Here is a 19,557-nt window from a genome sequence, read left to right on the forward strand (position 1 = left end):
GGCGCTCAGCGCTCCTGGGCATCCTTGACGAACACGATCCCGTCAAGGGCCGCGAGCTGTGCCGGGTCAAGCGGGGCGTACCCGAACCAGGGGGACACGCGAGCGTCCGGCAGACGTTCCCCGAGCGAGGCGGCCAGCCGGCCTGCGTCGACCAGGTGGTGATCGCCGGGCAGCGCGTACAGCAGGCCCTCCACGCTGTCCGACGGCGGAGCGTCCACACCCCGGTGCCGGATGGTGCCGACGGCCGTGGCCAGGAAGGCGTATCCCGCGCCGAGCTCGGCGTCGACCAGCGCCCCGGCGCCCCACCACTCCAGCCTCGGGTAGTCCCACATACGCATGGTGCTCGGGGTGCGCTGCAGATGGCTGTTGTGGGCGCTCACCAGCACCGGACCCCGCTCGGCCAGAGCGAGCAGGTTGGCGGCGATCATCGCGTCCCGCACGCCGAGCAGCCAGGTCATGCGACCCGGGGAGGTGTCCGCCATCCAGAAGTGGTAGCGCAGCAGGCCCGTCGCGGTACGCCCGTACAGGCGGGCCCGCTCCCACTCGGCCGCGGTGGACGCGGCGATCAGCCCAGGCGTGTGCGCGCCGAGCAGCGCCGCGAGGTCGTCAGCGATGAGCCGCAGCTCCCTCGCCTCCGCCGACTGCCCCACGGAACGGGAGGGATCCATCATCGCGGCGGGTTCGGTCCATCGGTCGTCGGGGCCGATGAAGCTGTCGAGGGCGTCGTCGGAGCAGGGGAGGAGGCCCGTGCCAAGCCGCTCCGCCAGGAATCCGTGCAGCGCGGTCAGGGCTTGCCGAGGGCTCGCGGCGCCCGTGATCTCGAGCGGGCCGTCGACGCCCGCGAACCGGATCCGGTCGGACGCCGGCCGGCCCGCGTTGAAGGTGCGCATCCAGCGCACCAGCTCGCGGTTGCCGGGGAACGCACCCCACTCGTGGCTGAAGCCGCGTGCCATCACGTCGTCGAGCTCGTCGTCACCAGCGGTGCCGTCGAGATCGGTGACGTAGTCGTCCACGAGCAGGCCCGTCAGGCAGTCGCTCTCCAGAGCGAAGGTCCGATAGCCCTCCTCCTCCACGAGCTGCCGGAAGAGCTCGTTGCGCACGGCGTGCAGGGTGCTCTCGCCGTGGGCGGGCTCGCCCAGCGCGAGGATGCGCGGGCGGGCCGGGAGTAGCCCCATGACCGCTGCGGAGTTGACGGTACGGATGGTCTCCTTGAGGTCTGTCGTCATTCCCTCAAAGGTATCGTTGAAGGCTCGGTTGAAACTTCTGCCTGAGTTAGGAGTACGGATGGGCTCGAACCCTCAAAACGGCGTTCGCCTCAGGCCCGTCGATCTGGCACGTGAGCACGGCCTGTCCACCCAGGCGATCAGGAACTACGAGGACGCGGGGGTACTCCCGGCCGCCGTCCGCACGCCGACCGGCTATCGCACCTACACCCCGCTGCACGCGCGTGCCCTGCGCGCGTTCCTCGCCCTGATCCCGGGCCACGGCCACCAGACCGCGACGGCGATCATGCGAGCGGTGAACGACGGCGACACCGCCACCGCACTCCGCCTCGTCGACGAGAGCCACGTCCAGCTTCTCGACGATCGCCGGACGCTCCAGGCGGTCGAGAGCGCCCTGCGTGACCTGGATCCCGCCGACTCAGCGACGGGTACAGCAACCGGCACAGAGACCGGCACAGCGACCCGCCCCACGTCAGCGACCCGCACCGGACCGCGCGAGACGTTCATCGGCCCGCTCGCCGCACAGCTCCGGATCCGGCCCGCGACGCTGCGGACCTGGGAGCGCGCAGGCCTGGTGCGCCCGCGCCGCGACCCGCAGACCGGTTACCGCGTCTACGACGAGGCAGCCGTGCGAGACGCCAGGCTGACCCACCAGCTCCGGCGCGGCGGCTACCTCCTGGAGCAGATCGCTCCTCTGATCGCCCAGGTGCGCTCCGCCGGCGGGCTCGAGCCCCTCGAAGCCACGCTGCACGGCTGGAACGCCCGGCTGACCGCGCGCGGTCGGGCGATGCTGACCGGCGCCGCTGCGCTGGAGGCGTACCTCCAGCGCAGCTGATGAGACCTGGGCAGCTCGTCAACCGGGCAGGTCCTCAGCGCCGGACCGGCGCACTGCTCGGCCGCATCCTGGCCGGCCACCACGTGCGCTCGCCGAGCAGCGTGATCACGGACGGCAGGACGAGCGCGCGCAGCACTATCGCGTCGAAGAGGACGGCGACGGTGAGCCCCACGGCCATCTGCTTCATCTCGATCCGGTCGAAGAACAGGAAGCTGCCGAAGATCGACACCATGATGACGGCGGCGCTCGTCACCACGCTCGCGGACCCGGCGATGCCCTCCACCACCGCCTGCTGGGTGGGCACTCCGCGACGTGCGGCCTCCCGGATCCGGCTGACGACGAAGATCTGGTAGTCCGTGGACAGTCCCACCAGGATCGCGACGACCATCAGCGGGGTGCGCGAACCGACGAAGCCCACCGACTCGAACCCGAGCAGGCTCTCCGCCCAGGTGCCCTGGAAGACCAGGGTCAGCACACCCCAGGACACGAGCACCGCGGCCAGGTTGAGCACCACCCCCAGCAGCGCCAGGGGCACGGAGCGGAACACGACGAACATGATGACGAGCGTGGTCAGGGACACGAACCCGATCACCCAGGGCAGCCGCTCCGCCTGGTGGGCTGCGTAGTCGGCACCACGGGCGACATCGCCCGAGACCGCGATCTGCGTACCGGCCCCCACCGCTTCGGGGATCAGTTCCGTGCGCAGGTGTTCCAGCGAGCGCTGTGCCTCGGCGGAGTTCTCGCCGAACGGGACCGGGAGCCGCAGCAGCGCCGTCCTGCCGTCGTCGGCGGCCACTACCTCGGGTGTCGGGTCCTGCGCGAAGAGCGCGTCGCCCCTCGTCCGGTCGGCGAGGCTCTGCAGCGGTGCGGCGGGGTCGTCCCCGCGGGCGAGCACGAGGTGTGCGGGCCCCTGGGACGGGAACGCACCGGTCAGCCGGTCGTAGGCGGCCACCGACGGCAGGGTGTCGGGGAACGTCTCCGCACCCTCGGTGCCCAGCCGCATGGTCAGCGCGGGCGCCGCCAGTGCGCCCGTGACGGCGACACCGACCAGGAGCGTGACGAGAGGACGGCGCACCACCGGACGGAGCGCCGCGGTCCACACCGCGTTCTCGCCGCGGCCCGCACCGGAGCCGGCACGACGCCGCTCACGAAACCCGCGGTCGATCCGGTCGCCCAGCAGGGCGAGCAGCGCGGGCAGCACTGTCAGGGAGCCGACCACCGCGAGCGCCGTCACCAGGATCGCTCCGGTGGCGACGGAGGAGAAGATGACGTCGTCGGCGAGGTAGAGCCCGCCGAGTGCGAGCACGACGGCGATACCGGACCCGAGGACGGCGCGGCCGGACGTGGCCGCCGCTGCCTCGATGGCTGCCGTGCGGTCGAGGTGGCCTGTGGCGGAGTGGTCCGGGTGCGTGCGTTCCTCGCGGATCCGCTTGAGGTAGAACAGCGAGTAGTCGACGCCGACGGCCATGCCCAGCAGGAAGATCACGCTCATCGCCGCGCCGCCCGCGTCGGGGAACACCCAGGACGCCAGGCTGTAGAGCCCGACTGCTCCCGTGAAGGCGGTGAGGGCGAGGAGGATCGGGATGCCGGCGGCGAGCACGGTGCCGAACACGACCAGGAGGATCACGAAGGTCACCGGGAGGCTGATCGCCTCGGTGCGCAGCAGGTTCTGGCCCAGCGACTCGTCGACCTCGTTGGACATCGATGCGCTGCCGGTCTGCTCGACGGTCACGTCGGTGTGCGCCGCCTGGGCGGCCGCGGTCTGTTCGAGGAGGGTCGCGACGTCGTCCTCCGCTGTCTCGTTGTCCCCGCGGAGGGTGATGTCGACGAGCAGTGCGGTCCGGTCGGCGGACCAGGCGGGTTCTGCCACGGAGGCGACGGCGGGGAGGGCCGCCATGCGGCGTCGCACGTCGTCGGCGGCGCTCGTCGCGGCTGCCTCGTCGAGCTGGTCGCCGCCGTCGGCCGTGATGAGTACCTGTTCGGTGGGTGCGGGCGTGAGCCCGCTGGAGTCGGCCATGGATTCCGCGCGCCCGGCCTCGCCGACCCAGAAGTCCTCGATGGTCCCCGAATTGGTGCCGACGGCGGTGCCCGCGCCGAGGCAGAGCACCACGAGGAGCAGCCACCCGACCACCGCGCGCCAGGGATGGGTGGCGCACCACCGGGCCACGCGCACCGTGACTGACTGTGTCCCGTTCGACATGACGGGTCCTTCCAGGTTGGACGATGATCCTGACCCGAGCAGCGTCGCTGGTCAGGGGGTGTCGTCCGCACTGGTGCACACCCACGGCGCGCCGGGGGCCTGCCCCCGTGGTGCAGGTCGGGTCTTCCCCCGGACGGGGGGAGACAGGTCATCCGCCGGTGCGCAGCCGCGCCGCCTGCTTCATGAGGTGGGTCCGCTCGAACAGGCTCGTCGCCTTGTCGGCGGCGATCGTGTAGTGCCGGATCGCCCGGGCGGCGTCGTCCGCGCGCTCGTACAGGTGGGCGGCTACCGCGTCCCAGCGCGCGAGCTTCGGGTCGACGTCGGCCAGGACGGCCAGTCCTGCACGTGGGCCGTCGACCTGGCCGACGGCGACCGCCCGGTTCAGGGCGACGACCGGGCTGTCCGCGAGCCGGGTGAGCTCGTCGTACCACTCGAGGATCTGTGTCCAGTCGGTCTCCTCGGCGGTGGGCGCGTCGTCGTGCAGCGCAGCGATCGCGGCCTGTGCCTGGTACGGCCCGAGCCGGTCGGCGGCCAGGGCCGCCTGCAGGACGTCGACGCCCTCGGCGATCATCGCCGTGTCCCACAGCGACCGGTCCTGCTGGTCGAGGGGGATGAGCTCGCCCGAGGAGTTGTACCGGGCGGCCCGCCGGGCGTGGTGCAGGAGCATCAGGGCGAGCAGGCCGTGGACCTCGGGGTCCGCGACGTCTCCGGCGTCCCGGGAGACGGCCGTAACGAGCTGGCGTGTCAGCCGGATCGCCTCGTCAGCGAGCGAGATCTCGCCGGTGAAGCCCTCGTTGAAGATCAGGTACAGCACGTGCAGCACGGCCCGGACGTCGCCAGGGGTGTCGAACCGTTCACCGGTGATGGTGCGCTTGGCCCGGGAGATGCGCTGCGCCATGGTGGCCTCGGGCACGAGGAACGCGCGGGCGATCTGCGCGGTGGTGAGCCCGCCGACGGCGCGCAGCGTCAGCGCGATGGCCGACGCCGGGCTGAGCGCCGGATGGCAGCACCGGCTCAGCAGGAGCAGCGTGTCGTCCGACTGCTCGGTAGGGCCGGGCGCGGGCTCGTCGTGCACACGTTCCTCCCGCCGTCGTCGGGCCGCCTCGGCGCGCTGGGCGTCGATCAGCTTGCGGCCGGCGACGCGCAGGAGCCAGGCCTTCGGCTCGTCCGGGAGGCTTTCGGGCCAGTGGCGCACCGCCGCGATCAGGGCCTCCTGCACCGCGTCCTCGGCCGTCGCGAAGTCTGCTCCGCGACGGACGAGGACGCCCAGGACCTGCGGCGCCAGCGTCCGCATCAGCTCGTCCATCTGGCCGTCGTCCACCCGGTCCTCGTGCACGCTCCTGGTCCCGACCTACTCGGCGGATGCCTGCAGCTCGGCGAAGAACGGCCGCACCTCGAGCCACTCGTGGATCGGGCGCCCGCCCTGGCCAGGTGCCGCGGAGAGCTCGGCCGCCGCCTCGTAGGCCCGCTCCTGGGACTCGACGTCGATGATCATGAAGCCCGCGATCAGGTCCTTGGTCTCCGCGAACGGCCCGTCGGTCACCGGGGGCCGGCCTTCGCCGTCGTACCGGACGAACGTGCCCTCCGGCAGGAGCGCGCCCTCGCTGACGAACTCACCGCGCTCGGTCAGCTTCTCGGCGAACCGGCTCATGTAGTCGATGTGCGCGGTGATCTCCTCGGGCGTCCACTGGTCCATCATGACCTCGGTGCCGGGGACGGGCGCGGGGCCGTTGTGCCGGTAGTGCTTGAGCAGCAGGTACTTCGCCATGGTGTTCTCCCTGGTCGGGGGCCCGTCGCTGGGCCCTTCCGTCGTGGGCGCGGTGCGCGCCCTCGCCCCTGGGACGGAGCCGGTCGCACGTTCTCGACATCAGGATCCCGGATTCGCGAGAACTTGTGCGGCAAGTTCTCTTCGGGGCAGGGCAGGGCAGGGCAGGGCAGGGCAGGGTCAGCCCGTCGCCCAGGCCCGCGCGGAGCCGATCGCGGTGACGTTCGCGGGTGTGTCCGAGTCCGTGGACGTGGATGGTCCAGAGGCTTCGAACGACGTCGCCTGGAACGCCGCGCTCATCGTGTCGCCCAGCGCGTCGAGGTCGTCCTCGAACAGGCCCGCGTAGGTGGACAGGGTCAGCACCGGCGACTCGTGCCCGAGCATGCGCTGCACCGCCTTGACCGTCGCCCCGCCCGAGATGGCGAGGGACGCGGCGGTGTGGCGCAGGTCGTGCAGGGTGAGGGTGTCGAAGTCCTCGGCGCCCGGCCCCACCGTCGTGCCCGACAGCGCGGTGAGCAGCCTGGTGCGGCTCACCTTCTCGCCGCGGGTCCCCTCCCGGCGCGTCCGGTCGGCGTCGGCCACCACCGACCAGGTCGCCGGGTCGCAGACGCCGGTCGGGTCGAGCCCGGCCTCGGACTGGAGCCGGCGGACCGCGGCGACCACACCGTCGTCGTACAGGCCGGAGGGGCGCAGGCCGAGGGCCTCGCGCAGCGTGCGGACCGCACGGCCGGCCGCGAGGACGGCGGGCCGGAACGCCGACCGGTCGAAGCTCTCCCGGCGCAGGGGGCCGCCCCGGGTCCCGGTGAACAGCAGGTCGGCGGGAGTCCGGCCCGCGGCCTGCGCGGCGACGTCGGCGACGAGGATCGCGGGCAGCGGGACCTCGCGCCGGGCGTGGGTCTTGGTGTCGCCGAGCAGGAGCGTGCCGTCGTCGAGGCGGGTGTAGGCCTTGCTGACGCGCACGCGGCGGCGCAGCGGGTCGACGTCGGCCACCGTGAGCGCGCTGACCTCGCCCCAGCGCAGACCGGTCAGCGCCGTCAGCAGCACGAGGGTGCGGGCCTGCGGCGTCCTGGTGGCGTCCGCCACGCGGCGCAGCTGCTCGTGCGAGAGGTAGCGATGCGGCTTGGTCTTCGGCGCTCGCGGCAGGGCGGGCACCTTGCCGGACGGCGTCCGTGCGGGGTTGGTGCGCAGGCGCCGCGCGTCGACGGCGGCGTCGAGCAGGGCCACGAGCAGGCGGGCCGCGTCCCGGCGCCGGGCCGGCGAGGCGGTCTCGCCGGTGGTGGGCGACGTCATCGTCGCGGCCCAGCGGGCGACGTCCTCGTGCATGACCTGCCGCAGCGGCCGGTCACCGAACGTGGGCGCGACCAGGGACCGGAAGCGCTCGCGCTCGGCCTCGATGGTCCGGGGCGCACGGTCGACGCGGGACTCCTGCCAGATCGCGAACCACTCGGCGACGGTGACCCGGCCGGCGCCCGGGTCCACCCACTCGCCGTGCTTGCCCGCCTCCTCCTGACGCCTCGCCTCCGCGAGCGCCTCGCGCTTGGCGGCGAAGCGGCGGGTGCTGCGCAGGCGCCCGTCGACGCGGTAGCGGCCGACGTGGCCGGTGCGGCCCTCGGAGTCGGTGCGCTGCTCGGTGTAGGCCACGTGGGCAGCGTAGTGGCGGCGTCGGGTGCGGTCACGGCTGCCGCGCTGTCGTGTGGTCCACCAGGTTGTGGTCCTCGAGATTCCGCAGCCGCCGCACGGGGCTGGCCGCGAGGATGGCGGGGGCGGCGAGCAGCACGAAGGCGGAGCCCAGGAGCACGGTGCGAGCTCCTGCGGCCTCGGCCACCGCGCCGGCCAGCAGGCCGCCCAGGGGGATGCAGCCCCAGGACACGAACCGCACGGTGCCCATGACGCGGGACAGGAGCTCGGGCGGGCTCGCGACCTGCCGGTAGGTCCGGGTGACCACGCTCCCGGGGACCACGCTGGCCGCGAAGAGGACGTTGCCGACGGCGAACCACGCCCAGCCCCAGTGACCCGTGCCCGCGGGCAGGAGCAGCGCCCCCGCGAACCCGAAGAACCCCACGAGCAGCACGACGCGGGCCGACCCGAACCGCCGCACGAGCCAGGGTGTGGCGCCGGCAGCGAGCAGCGCGCCCAGCCCGCCGGTCGCCAGCAGCAGCCCGACGACGGCCGCCGGTGCGTGCAGCTCGCGGACGAGGTAGATGGCGAACAGGGCGTGCTGGGCGCCGCAGACGGTGTTGACCACGCACGCCCACCAGGTGCACGGCGCCATGACGGGGTGTGCGGTGACGAACCGCCAGCCCTCGGCGATCCTGCGGTGCACGGGGGTGGGGTCGTCCGCGCCCGGCTGGTGTCGTTCGGGCAGGGTGCGCAGCAGGACGGCGGAGACGACGTAGGACACCGCGTCGAGCAGCAGCGCGGGCACGGCGCCCGCGAGCTGGACCACCAGCCCGCCGAGTGACGGACCGCCGAGCTCGGTCACGGCGTGGGTCCCGGACATCAGGGAGTTGCGGCCGGTGAGCTGGTCGCGGGGCACCACGGAGGTGATGAACGTCGTGTTGGCGCTGAAGAAGAGCACCTCGGCGAAGTTCAGCGTCAGCGCCACCAGGAACAGCTGCGCCAGGGTGAGGTGTCCGGCCCACCACGTCAGGGGGACGGACAGGATCGCGGCGGCCCGCACGAGGTCGGTGACGACCTGGGTGGCGCGCAGCGGCCAGCGCTGCACGATGGCGCCGGCCGGCAGCCCGATGACGATCCAGGCCAGGTAGGACGCCGCGGCCAGGAGCCCGGTCTCGAACGGTCCGGCGTCGAGCACGAGCACGGCGGTCAGGGGCAGGGCGATCGCCGTGACCGCCGAACCCATGTTGCTGGTGGTCGTGGCCGCCCAGTAGGTCCAGAAGCTGCGGGTGGCGGTCGGGGCCGTCGTCGTCATGGTGTACCTCCACGTGAGGGTAGTCAGTTCCAAATTGGAACTGACTGGCGGTAGAGTGGCAGACGACGGGGCAAGAGAGCAACGCGGCGGAGCGCCGGCGTACGAGAGGATGGCCGCATGCGCAAGGAGGACCTGGCCGACGCCGACTGCGGCATCGCGCAGTCGCTCGGCGTCGTGGGCGACTGGCAGAGCCTGCTGATCGTGCGCGAGGCGGCCGCCGGCGTCTCACGCTTCGAGGCGTTCACGCACGAGCTCGGGCTCAGCAGGCGCGCCCTGACCGAGCGGTTGGGCCGGCTGGTCGAGGACGGGGTCCTGGAGCGGCTGCAGTACTCCGAGCACCCGCCCCGGTTCGACTACCGGCTCACCCGGCGCGGCGAGGGCCTTCTCCCGGTCCTCGTCGCGCTCCAGGAGTGGGGGACACGCTTCGTGATGGGCGACGGCGCCGTCTCGGGCGCGGTGAGCGACGCCGAGTCCGGCCGCGTGCACGGCCTCCTGGGCACACGCGTGCCGGACGTCGCACTGACGGCCCACGACGGCAGCACGGTCACCCTCGCCGACGCCGACCGGTGGACCGTCCTGTTCTTCTTCCCCGGCGCCTACGCCCCCGAGACGAACGGCTACCCCGACGGCTGGGGCGACATCCCCGGCACCCGGGGCTGCACGCTCGAGTGCCGCACCTACGCCGCGCGCAGCGCAGCCCTCGCCGACGCCGGCGCGCGCGTGCTCGGGGTCTCCACGCAGCGGCCCGACCAGCTGGCCGCCTTCGCCGCGCACGCTCAGCTGCCCTACCTGCTGGCCTCGGACCAGGACGGCCTGGCCGCGTCCGCCCTGCGCCTGCCGGTGTTCCGGGCCGGCGGCGCCGACCGGCTCAAACGGACCACGCTGCTGATCGCACCCGACGGCACGGTGCGCGACGTCCAGGCGCCCGTGACGGATCCCGCCGGATCCGTGGAGGAGATGCTCGCCGCCGTCAGATCACACGAGCCTGGCCGGTCAGGACGTTCCACCCGAGCCGTCCGCCGAACGCAAGCAGCACCACCCCCGTCACCCGGTCGGTGACCCGCGCGATCGCACGCCCGGACAGCCAGCGCTGCGCCAGGGCGGCAGCGTTGATCAGCAGGGCCAGCCACACGAACCCGAGGACGTCGTGCTCGACCGCGAGCAGCAGACCCATGAGCAGGTGCGGCACGTCGTCGGGCAGGAACTGGGGGATGGTCGCGAGGTAGAAGACGCCGACCTTCGGATTGAGCAGGTTCGTCGTGGCGCCCACCGCGAACGACCGCCAGGCGGACCGTGGCCCGCCCTGGTCGTCACCAGGGATGTCCGCGCCGCCCGGCGCCTCACCCCGGAGGGCGACAGCGGGCAGCGCGTCGTAGCGGCCCGGGCGGAAGCTGGACCACAGCATCTGCCCGCCGAGCAGGAGGAGGTAGCCGGCTCCCGCGAGGGTGAGCGCGCGGTACGCGGTCGCGGAGGCGGCGAGCACCGCCGTCGCTCCCACCGCGGCGGCCACTCCCCAGACCAGGACGCCCGCGTTGATGCCGAGCGCCGTCGCGTAGGCGTGCCTGCGGCCGCTCACGACGGCGGTGCGCAGCACGAGCGCGCTGTCCAGGCCAGGCATGACCGTCAGCGGGATCGCGACCAGCGCGAACAGGAGCATCGCCTCGAGCACCGTCACGGGCCGGAGGCTACCCATGCCTGCCCGAACCGGGAAGGCCCGAACCGGGAAGGCCCGGCCAGCCGGTAGTTTGGGAACATGCGCGTTCTCGTCTCGGGTGGAGCCGGCTACATCGGCTCACACACCGTCCTCGCCCTGGTAGCCGCCGGTCATGACGTCGTGGTCGTCGACGACTTCTCCAACTCCAAGCCCACCGTGCAGGGTCGCCTGGAGGCGCTCGCGGGCCGTGCGATCCCGGTCCACGCGTTCAACCTGACCGACATCGACAAGACCGAGGCGCTGTTCGCGCACGAGCAGATCGACGCCGTCATCCACTTCGCCGGGTACAAGGCGGTGGGGGAGTCGATGACGAAGCCGCTCGAGTACTACCGCAACAACCTGGACTCCACGTTCGCCCTGGCCGCGGCCATGACGAAGTACGGCGTGCGGAAGCTGGTGTTCTCGTCGTCGGCCACGGTGTACGGCGAGAAGGCCCCGGTGCCGTACCGGGAGGACTACGAGTACCTGTCGTCCTCGTCTCCGTACGGGCAGACCAAGGTCATGATCGAGCGGGTCCTGTCGGACATCGCGCAGATCTCCGAGGGCTGGAAGGTGGCGCTCCTGCGGTACTTCAACCCGGTCGGCGCGCACGAGAGCGGCGACATCGGCGAGGACCCGCAGGGCATCCCGAACAACCTGATGCCGTTCATCGCGCAGGTCGCCGTGGGGCGCCGGGACAAGCTGACGGTGTTCGGCAACGACTACCCGACGGCCGACGGCACGGCCGAGCGTGACTACCTGCACGTCACCGACCTCGCGGCCGGGCACGTGGCGGCGCTCGAGCACCTGGACGACATGAAGGAGCCGGCGCGCGCGTTCAACCTCGGCACCGGTACGGGGACGTCGGTCCTGGAGCTGCTCAAGGCGTTCGAGCGGGCCGTCGGCCGTGAGCTGCCCTACGAGATCGGCCCGCGCCGGGCCGGTGACCTGCCCGCGTTCTGGGCGGACCCGACCCGCGCGAACACCGAGCTCGGCTGGCACGCGACCAGGACGATCGACGACATGTGCGCCGACACCTGGCGCTGGCAGTCCAAGAACCCGAAGGGTTTCCCGGACGCCTGACCGGGCGGGCCCGGCGTCAGACCACCGGGTTGCCGATGGGCGGGGTCTCCAGCCGGTCGAACTCGAGCTGGGGTACCTCGCCGTCGAGGTCCTGCGCCCGGCCCAGCCGGGGAGCAGGATGCGGGTTCGGCAGCGCGCCCGATCGCAGGATCGGGCGCTCGCGGGCCACCCGGTCGAGCATCGACTGGTCGAGCGTGGGCCGCTCGTTCGTCGGCAGGTCGTGCGACGACGCCGGACGCGCGGTCCGGTCCACCGGCTCCGCGTGTGCCTCCTCGAAGGCCCGCACGATCGACCAGGGGAGCCGGATGTAGCCCTCGACGTCGAACCCGTTGGCTATGGCCCAGGCCCGCATCTGGGCCGGCGTCGCCACGCTGCGTCCGTTGGTGGGCTTCTTGGCCCCCGTGTCGTCGTCCAGCTTGGGGAACTCGACGGGGGTGGCCTCGACGATCGGCTCGATCACCGCGTCCCGGGGGCAGCCGATCGTGTCCGCGACCCGCCACAGCTCCTGCCGGGCCTCCAGGTGGTACCGGTCGGCGGCGATCGCCTGGCGCACCAGCGCGTCGAAGAACTTCCTGCGGATGTCGGCGGCGGCCTCGGGCGTGAGCCGGTAGAGCGGCTCCGCGTCGGCGAGCCCCGCGGACGTCTCCGGCGTGAGGCGCCCGTCCTGCAGCAGCTCCGCGACGAGCGCCAGGTACCCGTGGGTGTGCACGTCGGCGACGGCGGAGATCGCGTCGGCCAGCGGCTGTCCCCCCAGGGTCGTGAGGATGCCGGGGCCCCGGCGGCCAGGCCACGGGCGGGGCGGCTCGGCCGCCCGGCTGGGCGCCGCCGGCCAGGGGTACACCCAGGCCCGCAGCGTGACCTGCAGCAGCTCCGGCAGGTCGGACGTCCCGTTCCCGCTCTGCAGGAACCGGCTCAGCAGCCCCGCGGTGGCGCGGGCCTCGTTCACGGGGCTCGTGTTCGGCGGGACGCCGCCGCCGTCGAACGGGACCCCTGCGGCGGTGCAGCAGTCCGAGAGCCGCCGGTGCACCAGGCCCGGCAGGTAGTGGTAGCTCGCGTCCACCGTCGTGAGCTGCGCGAACGCGGGCAGCTGCCAGCCCAGGTGGGACAGCTCGGCCCGCAGCACCTCGATGCCGAGCCGGCCGTTGTGGGTGATGATCGCCATCTGCGAGAGGCGCTCGCGCAGGGTGGCGGCGACGTCGGCGAGCGCGATCCACGCCCCGTCCGGGTGCAGGACCGCCGACCACTCGTCGACGACCGCACCTCGCTCGTCGACCCGCACGACGGCGATCTCCCGCAAGCGCGCCCGAGCCACCCGGATGCCGGTGATCCGAGTCGACACCGCTGCGTAGGCGGGCTTGCCTACGCGTTCGTCCCTCGCCATGCGCGTCCTTTCTCGACAGCCGTGCCGCCAGTGGCGCTACGACGCGCCACAGGGTGCCATCAGCGCGGGAGTCCTGAAAGTGGAGATCGTACGAATATGTCGGATTTTGTGAAAATCACTACCAAAGATAGCGGACCGCCCCCTGATTATTAACACTTGTGGTGGGTGTTTGGCCACCGTCTGGGGTGGGTCAAAAGGGGAGGTCATGGTGTTGTCGAAGCTCTCGATCATGGACTGGCGCGCGATCGCCGCGCTCGGTTTCGCTCTTCCGTACGTTGCTCTGACGCTCTTCGGGGGTCGGTTCGGCTGGTCCGCACCGACCGGTTCCGACGCTCTGACCAGCCCAATCACCATTGTGACACTCGGTTGCCTCCTTGCAGGGGCCGCCCTGGCGCTGGCTCCTGTCCTGCAGGACGGGAACTATCCGGTCCTCAACATCCTTGTTGGCGGAGCCATGTTGCTCGGATTCGGCTGGGCCGTCCTCGTACTGGCTCAGGCGAAGTATGGCTGCGACCCGGTGAATCTGCTTCCCGGATGTGGGTGATCTTTTGAAAATGCGTGCCAACACCTCCGTCATGCAGTTTTCTCGTGCCGGTTCCGGTGTCTTCGGGACAGAATGCGAACGTGTTCCAGCGACCCGCTAACCACCGGCTCGCCAGCCGCGAGCTCGTCGCTCTCGGCACGGCGAGCCAGGTGCCCACCAGGACCCGCAACCACAACGGCTACGCGCTGTTCTGGGACGACGAGGTGATCCTGTTCGATCCTGGTGAGGGCACCCAGCGCCAGATGCTGCACGCGGGCGTCTCCGCGACCGCCCTGACGCGGATAGCGATCACCCACCTGCACGGCGACCACAGCCTCGGCCTGGCCGGGGTCGTGCAGCGCATCAGCCTCGACGGCGTGCCGCACACCGTGCCCGTCACGTTCCCGGCGTCCGGCAGGCGCTGGGTCGAGGCGCTGTGCGACTCCACCGCGTACTACCACCAGGAGCACCTCGCGCTGCAAGGCCTGTCGCACGACGGCGTCGTGCCGCGCGTGCCGGGGGAGGTGCACGGGCCCGCGGTCCTGCGGGCAGCCCGCCTCGACCACTCCCTGGAGGCCTACGGGTACCGGCTCGTCGAGCCGGACGGCCGCCGGATGGACCCCGACCGGCTCGCCGCCGCGGGGATCAGCGGGCCCGACGTCGGTCGGCTGGCCCAGGAGGGTGAGCTGCACACCGCGCACGGGACCGTCCGGGTCGAGGACGTCAGCGACCCGCGACCGGGGCAGTCGTTCGCGTTCGTGATGGACACCCGGCTGTGCGAGGCGGTGTGGAGCCTCGCCGACGGCGTCGACCTCCTCGTCATCGAGTCGACGTTCCTGGACCGCGACCGGGACCTCGCCCGCGACCACGGGCACCTGACGGCCCTGCAGGCGGCGACCGTCGCGGCGCAGTGCGGCGTACGGAGCCTGGTGCTCACCCACTTCTCGCAGCGGTACACCGACCCGGAGGAGTTCGAGAAGGAGGCGCGCACGGTGTTCGACGGCGAGCTCACCGTCGCGGCCGACCTGGACCGCGTCCCGGTGCCCCGGAGGCTGTGAGCCTGGCCGCCTGACGGCCACCCCTTGCGGGCCGGCCCGCGTCCAGGGGCAGTTCTCCCCGTTGACCTGCCCCTGGACCCGAACCACGATGCCGCCCATGAGCATTCCGGTGAACCCCCGGTCGAACCCCGGAGCCTGGGACGGCGCCGTCAACCTCCACGACCTGGGCGGCCTTCCGCTGGAGGACGGCGGCACCACCGCGCCCGGCCGCGTCTGGCGCTCCGGCGCACCCGAACCGATCACCCCCACGGGCTGGGCCGAAGCGCTCGAGGCGGGCCTGACCACCGTCGTCGACCTGCGCAACCCCGCCGAGATCAAGCAGGCCCGCGACCGCATGCCCGGCTCCGCACGGCCGAGCGGGCTCGTCACCCGCAGCACCCCCACCGAGGACCCCGGCGACCCCCACTTCCTGGAGACCTGCGGGCCGTGGCTCGACCACCCGCGCTCCTACGCGCCCAACATCGCGATGTACCCGCACCTGGTCGGCGGCGTCTTCCGGGCGCTCGCCGACGCGACGGGCCCCGCGCTGGTGCACTGCGCGGCCGGCCGCGACCGGACCGGGATGATCACCGCGATGCTGCTGTCCCTGACGGGCGTCGAGCACGAGGCGATCGCCGAGGACTACGTGCAGGCGTTCCGCGGCACCACCCACCGCGGTGGCGGCGTCACCTACGACGAGGAGCAGGGCGCCTGGGTCCAGCACCCGGGGAAGACCTGGACCGCGCAGCAGCTCGACGTACGCGTCCGCGAGCGCCGCGCGGCGCTCCTGGGCTGGCTGGCGGAGCTGGACCCGGTCGCCTACCTGCGGTACGCCGGGCTGGACGAGGCGCAGATCGCTGCCCTGCGGGACCGGCTGCGGGCTACGGAGCCGCTGTCCGGGGCTGCGGCGCGGGCAGCTCGAGGGTCATGAAGACGCTGTGCGGGTCGAGGGTGTAGCTCCCGAACGGGCCGCACTCGGTGAATCCGTGCCGGGCGTACAGCCTGCGTGCGGCGACGAAGTAGTCCTGCGTCCCGGTCTCCAGGCTGACCCGGGCGTACTCGCGCCGGCGGGCCTCGGCCAGTACCTCGGTCAGCAGCTCCGAGGCCACGCCGCGGCCGCGGGCCTGGCCGGCGGTGCGCATGGACTTGATCTCGCCCTCGCACGCCTCGGTACCGGGCCGGAGCTCGCTCAGCGCACCGCAGCCGAGCAGGGTGCCGTCGTCGTCACGTGCGGTCCAGAAGGTGATCGTCGGAGCGAGCAGCGCCGAGTGGTCGAGGGCGTGCACGCTCTCGGCGGGGGAGGTGGCGAACATGTCGGTGAGGTGCTCGTCGAGGAGCCGGCGGACGTCGTCGCGGGCGGGGGAGTCGAGTGAGATCTTCACGGCAGTAGTGTGCGCGATCGCGCTCGCCGCCTGAAACGGCGAGGTCACTCTTGGTTCGCCCGGCGAGGCAGGCCTCGAGTGGTCTAGTGTCCTGCGTCTGAAGTTCGCCGGTGCACGTTGTGGTGCCGCGAGATCGGTCAGTTGCACCCAGTCCGCACCGGCCCCCCACGAGCTCGAACTGAGTCCCGTTCAGGAGGATCCAGACGACCACAACTCACGGGGTTCTGGCACGCTGGCGCCTACTGAAGCAGAGCCAATCCAGAGCCCTCGGGGTTACCGCGTGACTTCAGGCGCAGGACACTAGGCTTGGTGGCGAGAGCCGGGGCAGGTCTCCCGGTTAGAGCAAGGCCGCGGCCCCTCCAGTTTCACTGGTTGGGCCGTTCGGCATTTCCGAGCACTTCCTGCTGGACCGCGACGATGCCCGTCACCTGCTGGCGCGAGAGCACCGGTGCCGCGGCAGAAGCTCGTCCGCATGGCGGGCCCGTGTGGCGCACGTCACCTCGTGGCGGTAGGAATCTCCTCGTGCGCAGTGCCGCGCCCGGTAGCACCGGATCACCGAGGAGAACCACGATGTCGTTGCCCAGCCCGAGCTACACGATCACCCTGCGCGTGGAGGTGGCAGCGTCGCAGCGTGCCACGAGCTCGGTGGTAGCGGCGGTAGCCGACGCCGGGGGCGCGGTCATGGGCGTGGACATCGCGCACTCGACGTCGCACGGCCTGGTCGTGGACGTCACGTGCGACACGATCGACGCGGAGCACGGTGAGCGGGTCGTGGCGGCCGTGAACGCGATAGAGGGTGCGGAGGTGCTCAAGTCGAGCGACTCGACGTTCCTGATGCACCTGGGCGGCAAGATCGAGGTCACGAACAAGGTGCCGCTCAAGACGCGCCGGGACCTGTCGCGGGCGTACACGCCGGGTGTGGCCCGGGTGTGCCTGGCCATCGCGGAGAACCCCGAGGACGCCCGCCGGCTGACGATCAAGCGGAACACGGTGGCCGTGGTCACGGACGGCACGGCGGTGCTGGGCCTGGGTGACATCGGCCCGGCCGCCGCGCTGCCGGTCATGGAGGGCAAGGCGGCCCTGTTCAAGGAGTTCGGCGGGGTGGACGCGTGGCCGGTGTGCCTGGACACGACCGACACCGACGAGATCGTGCGGATCGTCAAGGCCATCGCGCCGGTGTACGGGGGCGTGAACCTGGAGGACATCGCGGCGCCGCGCTGCTTCGAGATCGAGGCGCGGCTGCGCGAGGAGCTCGACATCCCCGTCTTCCACGACGACCAGCACGGGACGGCGATCGTGGTGCTCGCGGCCATGATCAACGCGCTCAAGGTGGTCGACAAGAAGCTTCAGGACGTGCGGATCGTCGTGTCCGGCGTCGGCGCGGCGGGCAACGCGATCATCCGGCTGCTCAAGGCGCAGGGTGCGCGGCACATCGTGGCGTTCGGCCGGGACGGCGCCCTGCACCCCGGCGTCGTGACGCAGGACCCGCACCGGCGCTGGATCGTGGACAACACGAACGTCGACGGGTTCGCGGGCACGCTGCAGGAGGGGCTGAAGGGCGCGGACGTGTTCATCGGCGTCTCGGCTGCCGGGATCCTGTCGGGGGCGGACATCGCGCAGATGGCGGAACGCGCCGTGGTGTTCGCCCTGGCGAACCCGACGCCGGAGGTCGACCCGCTGGAGGCGTCCGAGACCGCTGCGGTGGTGGCGACCGGGCGCAGCGACTACCCGAACCAGATCAACAACGTGCTCGCGTTCCCCGGGCTGTTCCGTGGCCTGCTGGACACGGGCGCGAAGAACATCACGACGGAGCTGCTGCGGGTGTCCGCGGTGGCGATCGCCGAGGTCGTCGCGCCGGACGAGCTGAACAGCGCGTACATCGTCCCGGGCGTCTTCGACCACCGGGTGGCCGAGGCCGTGGCGGACGCGGTGCGCAAGCAGGCCTGACCATGGCCTGAACACAGATCGGCCCGGACGTCAGCGACGTCCGGGCCGATCCATGTCTGACGAGCGCGCAGCTCAGCCCATGTTGCTGATGGCTGAGTTCACGACGGTGCTGACCATCGCGGCGGTGCCGAGAACGAGCACGAGCAGGGCGCCCGTGGAGGCGACGAGGGGAATCCACCAGCGGACGGGGTCCGGCTGGGTGCGACGCTCGTCGGTGCGGTACGAGAAGTTGTTGTTCACACTGTTGCTCACACAGATAGAGACGCTCGGCAGGCACGAAACGATGCCCGCATGCCGATAACGGTTCGGGAACGTTCCCGCGGTGACGGGACGGACCACCCCCACGAACGGAGTTGAGCTCAGCGTGAAGAACATCGGGTTCCTGTCCTTCGGTCACTGGACGCCGCACCAGCAGTCGGGCACACGCTCGGCGTCGGACGCGCTGCTGCAGTCGATCGACCTGGCTGTGGCCGCCGAGGAGCTGGGCGCCGACGGCGCCTACTTCCGCGTGCACCACTTCGCACGCCAGCTCGCCTCGCCGTTCCCGCTGCTCGCGGCGATCGGTGCGCGCACCAGCCGCATCGAGATCGGCACCGGCGTCATCGACATGCGCTACGAGAACCCGCTGTACATGGCGGAGGACGCCGGTGCGGCGGACCTGATCTCCGGCGGAAGGCTCCAGCTCGGCATCAGCCGCGGGTCACCCGAGCAGGTCGTCGAGGGCTACCGGCACTTCGGGTACGAGCCCGCGCCGAAGGACGCAGGTGGCGCCGACCTGGCCCGGGAGCACACGGCCCGGTTCCTTCAGGTGCTCGACGGCGAGGGGTTCGCCGAGCCGAGCCCGCGGCCGATGTTCCCCAACCCGCCGGGCCTGCTGCGGGTCGAGCCGCACTCCGAGGGGCTGCGCCGGCGTATCTGGTGGGGCGCCGGCTCCCGGGCCACCGCGGAGTGGACGGCGGCGCAGGGCATGAACCTCATGTCCTCCACGCTGCTCACCGAGGACACCGGCGTGCCGTTCCACCGGCTCCAGGCCGAGCAGATCCAGCGGTTCCGCGACGCCTGGACCGAGGCCGGGCACGACTTCGAGCCGCGGGTGTCGGTCAGCCGCAGCATCTTCCCGATCACCGACCAGCGCGACCGGCAGTACTTCGGCATGGAGGTCTACAGCGAGGACCAGGTCGGCCACCTCGACACCGGCCCCGCGCGGTTCGGCAAGACGTACGCGGGCGAGCCCGACCAGCTCGTGGAGGACCTGCGCGAGGACGAGGCGGTCCAGGCCGCCGACACGCTCCTGCTGACCGTGCCCAACCAGCTCGGCGTCGACTACAACGCGCACGTCATCGAGAACATCCTGCGGCACGTCGCCCCGGGCCTCGGCTGGCGGTGAGGCCCGGCCCGGAGGGGCTGAGGAGGTCGGGGAGCGGCGTGTAGCGTGAGGATGGTCTACGGCGTGCATGCCGGACGGAGGCAGAGCGCATGGTCACCTCGAAGTCCCCGCGGCACGTGACGACGCACGCCGTGCCCGAGTTCGCGTGCGAGCGGCGAGTCAGGCTGCG

At 72.0% G+C, this 19,557-nt stretch carries 18 protein-coding genes; 8 read left to right on the forward strand and 10 right to left on the reverse strand.

Going from position 1 to position 19,557, the window contains the following annotated elements; all coding sequences use genetic code 11:
• Window positions 1–5: 5 nt before the first annotated feature.
• The gene (locus tag ACNYC2_RS12410) at window positions 6–1,226 is read right to left on the reverse strand and encodes an erythromycin esterase family protein (protein WP_419707320.1); all 1,221 of its coding nucleotides are present in this window, start codon (window positions 1,224–1,226) and stop codon (window positions 6–8) included.
• 58 nt (window positions 1,227–1,284) lie between these two features.
• Here ACNYC2_RS12410 and ACNYC2_RS12415 point away from each other — a divergent pair, with 58 nt between their 5' ends.
• Window positions 1,285–2,058, forward strand: coding sequence for a TioE family transcriptional regulator (locus ACNYC2_RS12415; RefSeq protein ID WP_419707321.1), 774 nt, complete (start codon window positions 1,285–1,287; stop codon window positions 2,056–2,058).
• Window positions 2,059–2,092: 34 nt separating this feature from the next.
• Here ACNYC2_RS12415 and ACNYC2_RS12420 read toward each other — a convergent pair whose 3' ends face one another.
• The 5 genes from ACNYC2_RS12420 to ACNYC2_RS12440 all read right to left on the reverse strand — a co-directional run bounded on the left by ACNYC2_RS12420 (window position 2,093) and on the right by ACNYC2_RS12440 (window position 8,955).
• Entirely contained in the window at window positions 2,093–4,258 is a 2,166-nt protein-coding gene (locus tag ACNYC2_RS12420; RefSeq protein WP_419707322.1) for an MMPL family transporter, read from the reverse strand.
• A gap of 148 nt (window positions 4,259–4,406) precedes the next feature.
• A complete protein-coding gene (locus ACNYC2_RS12425) occupies window positions 4,407–5,564 on the reverse strand; it encodes an RNA polymerase sigma factor (protein WP_419707823.1) in 1,158 nt (385 codons plus the stop codon).
• A gap of 45 nt (window positions 5,565–5,609) precedes the next feature.
• Window positions 5,610–6,026: a YciI family protein gene (locus ACNYC2_RS12430; protein WP_419707323.1), complete on the reverse strand. Its 417-nt coding sequence runs from the start codon at window positions 6,024–6,026 to the stop codon at window positions 5,610–5,612.
• 177 nt (window positions 6,027–6,203) lie between these two features.
• Window positions 6,204–7,664 (reverse strand): tyrosine-type recombinase/integrase, encoded by a 1,461-nt coding sequence (locus tag ACNYC2_RS12435; RefSeq protein WP_419707324.1) that lies wholly within the window; start codon window positions 7,662–7,664, stop codon window positions 6,204–6,206.
• A 31-nt stretch (window positions 7,665–7,695) separates the two neighbouring features.
• Complete coding sequence (locus ACNYC2_RS12440; protein WP_419707325.1) at window positions 7,696–8,955, reverse strand: MFS transporter; 1,260 nt, start codon at window positions 8,953–8,955, stop codon at window positions 7,696–7,698.
• Window positions 8,956–9,072: 117 nt separating this feature from the next.
• Between ACNYC2_RS12440 and ACNYC2_RS12445 the strand changes: the two genes are divergently transcribed.
• Window positions 9,073–10,014 carry a redoxin domain-containing protein gene (locus tag ACNYC2_RS12445; RefSeq protein WP_419707326.1) on the forward strand — a complete coding sequence of 314 codons (942 nt, stop codon included), beginning with the start codon at window positions 9,073–9,075 and terminating at the stop codon, window positions 10,012–10,014.
• Here ACNYC2_RS12445 and ACNYC2_RS12450 read toward each other — a convergent pair.
• Entirely contained in the window at window positions 9,926–10,630 is a 705-nt protein-coding gene (locus ACNYC2_RS12450; RefSeq protein WP_419707327.1) for a LysE family translocator, read from the reverse strand. The two genes, ACNYC2_RS12445 and ACNYC2_RS12450, sit on opposite strands and share 89 nt — an antisense overlap.
• 78 nt (window positions 10,631–10,708) lie before the next feature.
• Between ACNYC2_RS12450 and galE the strand changes: the two genes are divergently transcribed.
• Window positions 10,709–11,731 carry a UDP-glucose 4-epimerase GalE gene (gene galE, locus ACNYC2_RS12455; RefSeq protein ID WP_419707328.1) on the forward strand — a complete coding sequence of 341 codons (1,023 nt, stop codon included), beginning with the start codon at window positions 10,709–10,711 and terminating at the stop codon, window positions 11,729–11,731.
• 16 nt (window positions 11,732–11,747) lie between these two features.
• On the opposite strand, the gene ACNYC2_RS12460 is transcribed toward galE, so the two are convergent.
• Entirely contained in the window at window positions 11,748–13,112 is a 1,365-nt protein-coding gene (locus ACNYC2_RS12460) for a hypothetical protein (RefSeq protein ID WP_419707329.1), read from the reverse strand.
• 205 nt (window positions 13,113–13,317) lie between these two features.
• Here ACNYC2_RS12460 and ACNYC2_RS12465 point away from each other — a divergent pair, with 205 nt between their 5' ends.
• From ACNYC2_RS12465 to ACNYC2_RS12475, 3 genes are all read left to right on the forward strand, one after another.
• Window positions 13,318–13,656, forward strand: coding sequence for a hypothetical protein (locus ACNYC2_RS12465; RefSeq protein ID WP_377131149.1), 339 nt, complete (start codon window positions 13,318–13,320; stop codon window positions 13,654–13,656).
• 80 nt (window positions 13,657–13,736) lie between these two features.
• On the forward strand, window positions 13,737–14,693 hold the full coding sequence (locus ACNYC2_RS12470; protein ID WP_419707330.1) for a ribonuclease Z: 957 nt from the start codon (window positions 13,737–13,739) through the stop codon (window positions 14,691–14,693).
• Window positions 14,694–14,790: 97 nt separating this feature from the next.
• On the forward strand, window positions 14,791–15,603 hold the full coding sequence (locus tag ACNYC2_RS12475; protein WP_419707331.1) for a tyrosine-protein phosphatase: 813 nt from the start codon (window positions 14,791–14,793) through the stop codon (window positions 15,601–15,603).
• Here ACNYC2_RS12475 and ACNYC2_RS12480 read toward each other — a convergent pair.
• The gene (locus tag ACNYC2_RS12480) at window positions 15,554–16,054 is read right to left on the reverse strand and encodes a GNAT family N-acetyltransferase (RefSeq protein ID WP_419707332.1); all 501 of its coding nucleotides are present in this window, start codon (window positions 16,052–16,054) and stop codon (window positions 15,554–15,556) included. The two genes, ACNYC2_RS12475 and ACNYC2_RS12480, sit on opposite strands and share 50 nt — an antisense overlap.
• Window positions 16,055–16,624: 570 nt before the next feature.
• Here ACNYC2_RS12480 and ACNYC2_RS12485 point away from each other — a divergent pair.
• Window positions 16,625–18,001 carry an NAD-dependent malic enzyme gene (locus ACNYC2_RS12485; protein ID WP_419707333.1) on the forward strand — a complete coding sequence of 459 codons (1,377 nt, stop codon included), beginning with the start codon at window positions 16,625–16,627 and terminating at the stop codon, window positions 17,999–18,001.
• A gap of 72 nt (window positions 18,002–18,073) precedes the next feature.
• Here the strand turns inward: ACNYC2_RS12485 and ACNYC2_RS12490 are convergent, their stop codons facing one another.
• Window positions 18,074–18,253 carry a hypothetical protein gene (locus tag ACNYC2_RS12490; protein WP_419707334.1) on the reverse strand — a complete coding sequence of 60 codons (180 nt, stop codon included), beginning with the start codon at window positions 18,251–18,253 and terminating at the stop codon, window positions 18,074–18,076.
• A 112-nt stretch (window positions 18,254–18,365) separates the two neighbouring features.
• Between ACNYC2_RS12490 and ACNYC2_RS12495 the strand changes: the two genes are divergently transcribed.
• Window positions 18,366–19,388: an LLM class flavin-dependent oxidoreductase gene (locus ACNYC2_RS12495; RefSeq protein ID WP_419707335.1), complete on the forward strand. Its 1,023-nt coding sequence runs from the start codon at window positions 18,366–18,368 to the stop codon at window positions 19,386–19,388.
• The last annotated feature ends 169 nt before the right edge of the window (window positions 19,389–19,557 follow it).

Source organism: Promicromonospora sp. NFX87 (assembly GCF_048564965.1).
Classification (GTDB): Bacteria; Actinomycetota; Actinomycetes; order Actinomycetales; family Cellulomonadaceae; genus Promicromonospora.

Coding starts and splice junctions, on each gene's coding strand:
- ACNYC2_RS12460 (WP_419707329.1), bottom strand. CDS start 13,112: ATGGCGAGGGACGAACGCGTAGGCAAGCCCGCCTACGCAGCGGTGTCG.
- ACNYC2_RS12415 (WP_419707321.1), top strand. CDS start 1,285: ATGGGCTCGAACCCTCAAAACGGCGTTCGCCTCAGGCCCGTCGATCTG.
- galE (WP_419707328.1), top strand. CDS start 10,709: ATGCGCGTTCTCGTCTCGGGTGGAGCCGGCTACATCGGCTCACACACC.
- ACNYC2_RS12440 (WP_419707325.1), bottom strand. CDS start 8,955: ATGACGACGACGGCCCCGACCGCCACCCGCAGCTTCTGGACCTACTGG.
- ACNYC2_RS12430 (WP_419707323.1), bottom strand. CDS start 6,026: ATGGCGAAGTACCTGCTGCTCAAGCACTACCGGCACAACGGCCCCGCG.
- ACNYC2_RS12475 (WP_419707331.1), top strand. CDS start 14,791: ATGAGCATTCCGGTGAACCCCCGGTCGAACCCCGGAGCCTGGGACGGC.
- ACNYC2_RS12445 (WP_419707326.1), top strand. CDS start 9,073: ATGCGCAAGGAGGACCTGGCCGACGCCGACTGCGGCATCGCGCAGTCG.
- ACNYC2_RS12420 (WP_419707322.1), bottom strand. CDS start 4,258: ATGTCGAACGGGACACAGTCAGTCACGGTGCGCGTGGCCCGGTGGTGC.
- ACNYC2_RS12425 (WP_419707823.1), bottom strand. CDS start 5,564: ATGGACGAGCTGATGCGGACGCTGGCGCCGCAGGTCCTGGGCGTCCTC.
- ACNYC2_RS12465 (WP_377131149.1), top strand. CDS start 13,318: ATGGTGTTGTCGAAGCTCTCGATCATGGACTGGCGCGCGATCGCCGCG.
- ACNYC2_RS12410 (WP_419707320.1), bottom strand. CDS start 1,226: ATGACGACAGACCTCAAGGAGACCATCCGTACCGTCAACTCCGCAGCG.
- ACNYC2_RS12485 (WP_419707333.1), top strand. CDS start 16,625: ATGTCGTTGCCCAGCCCGAGCTACACGATCACCCTGCGCGTGGAGGTG.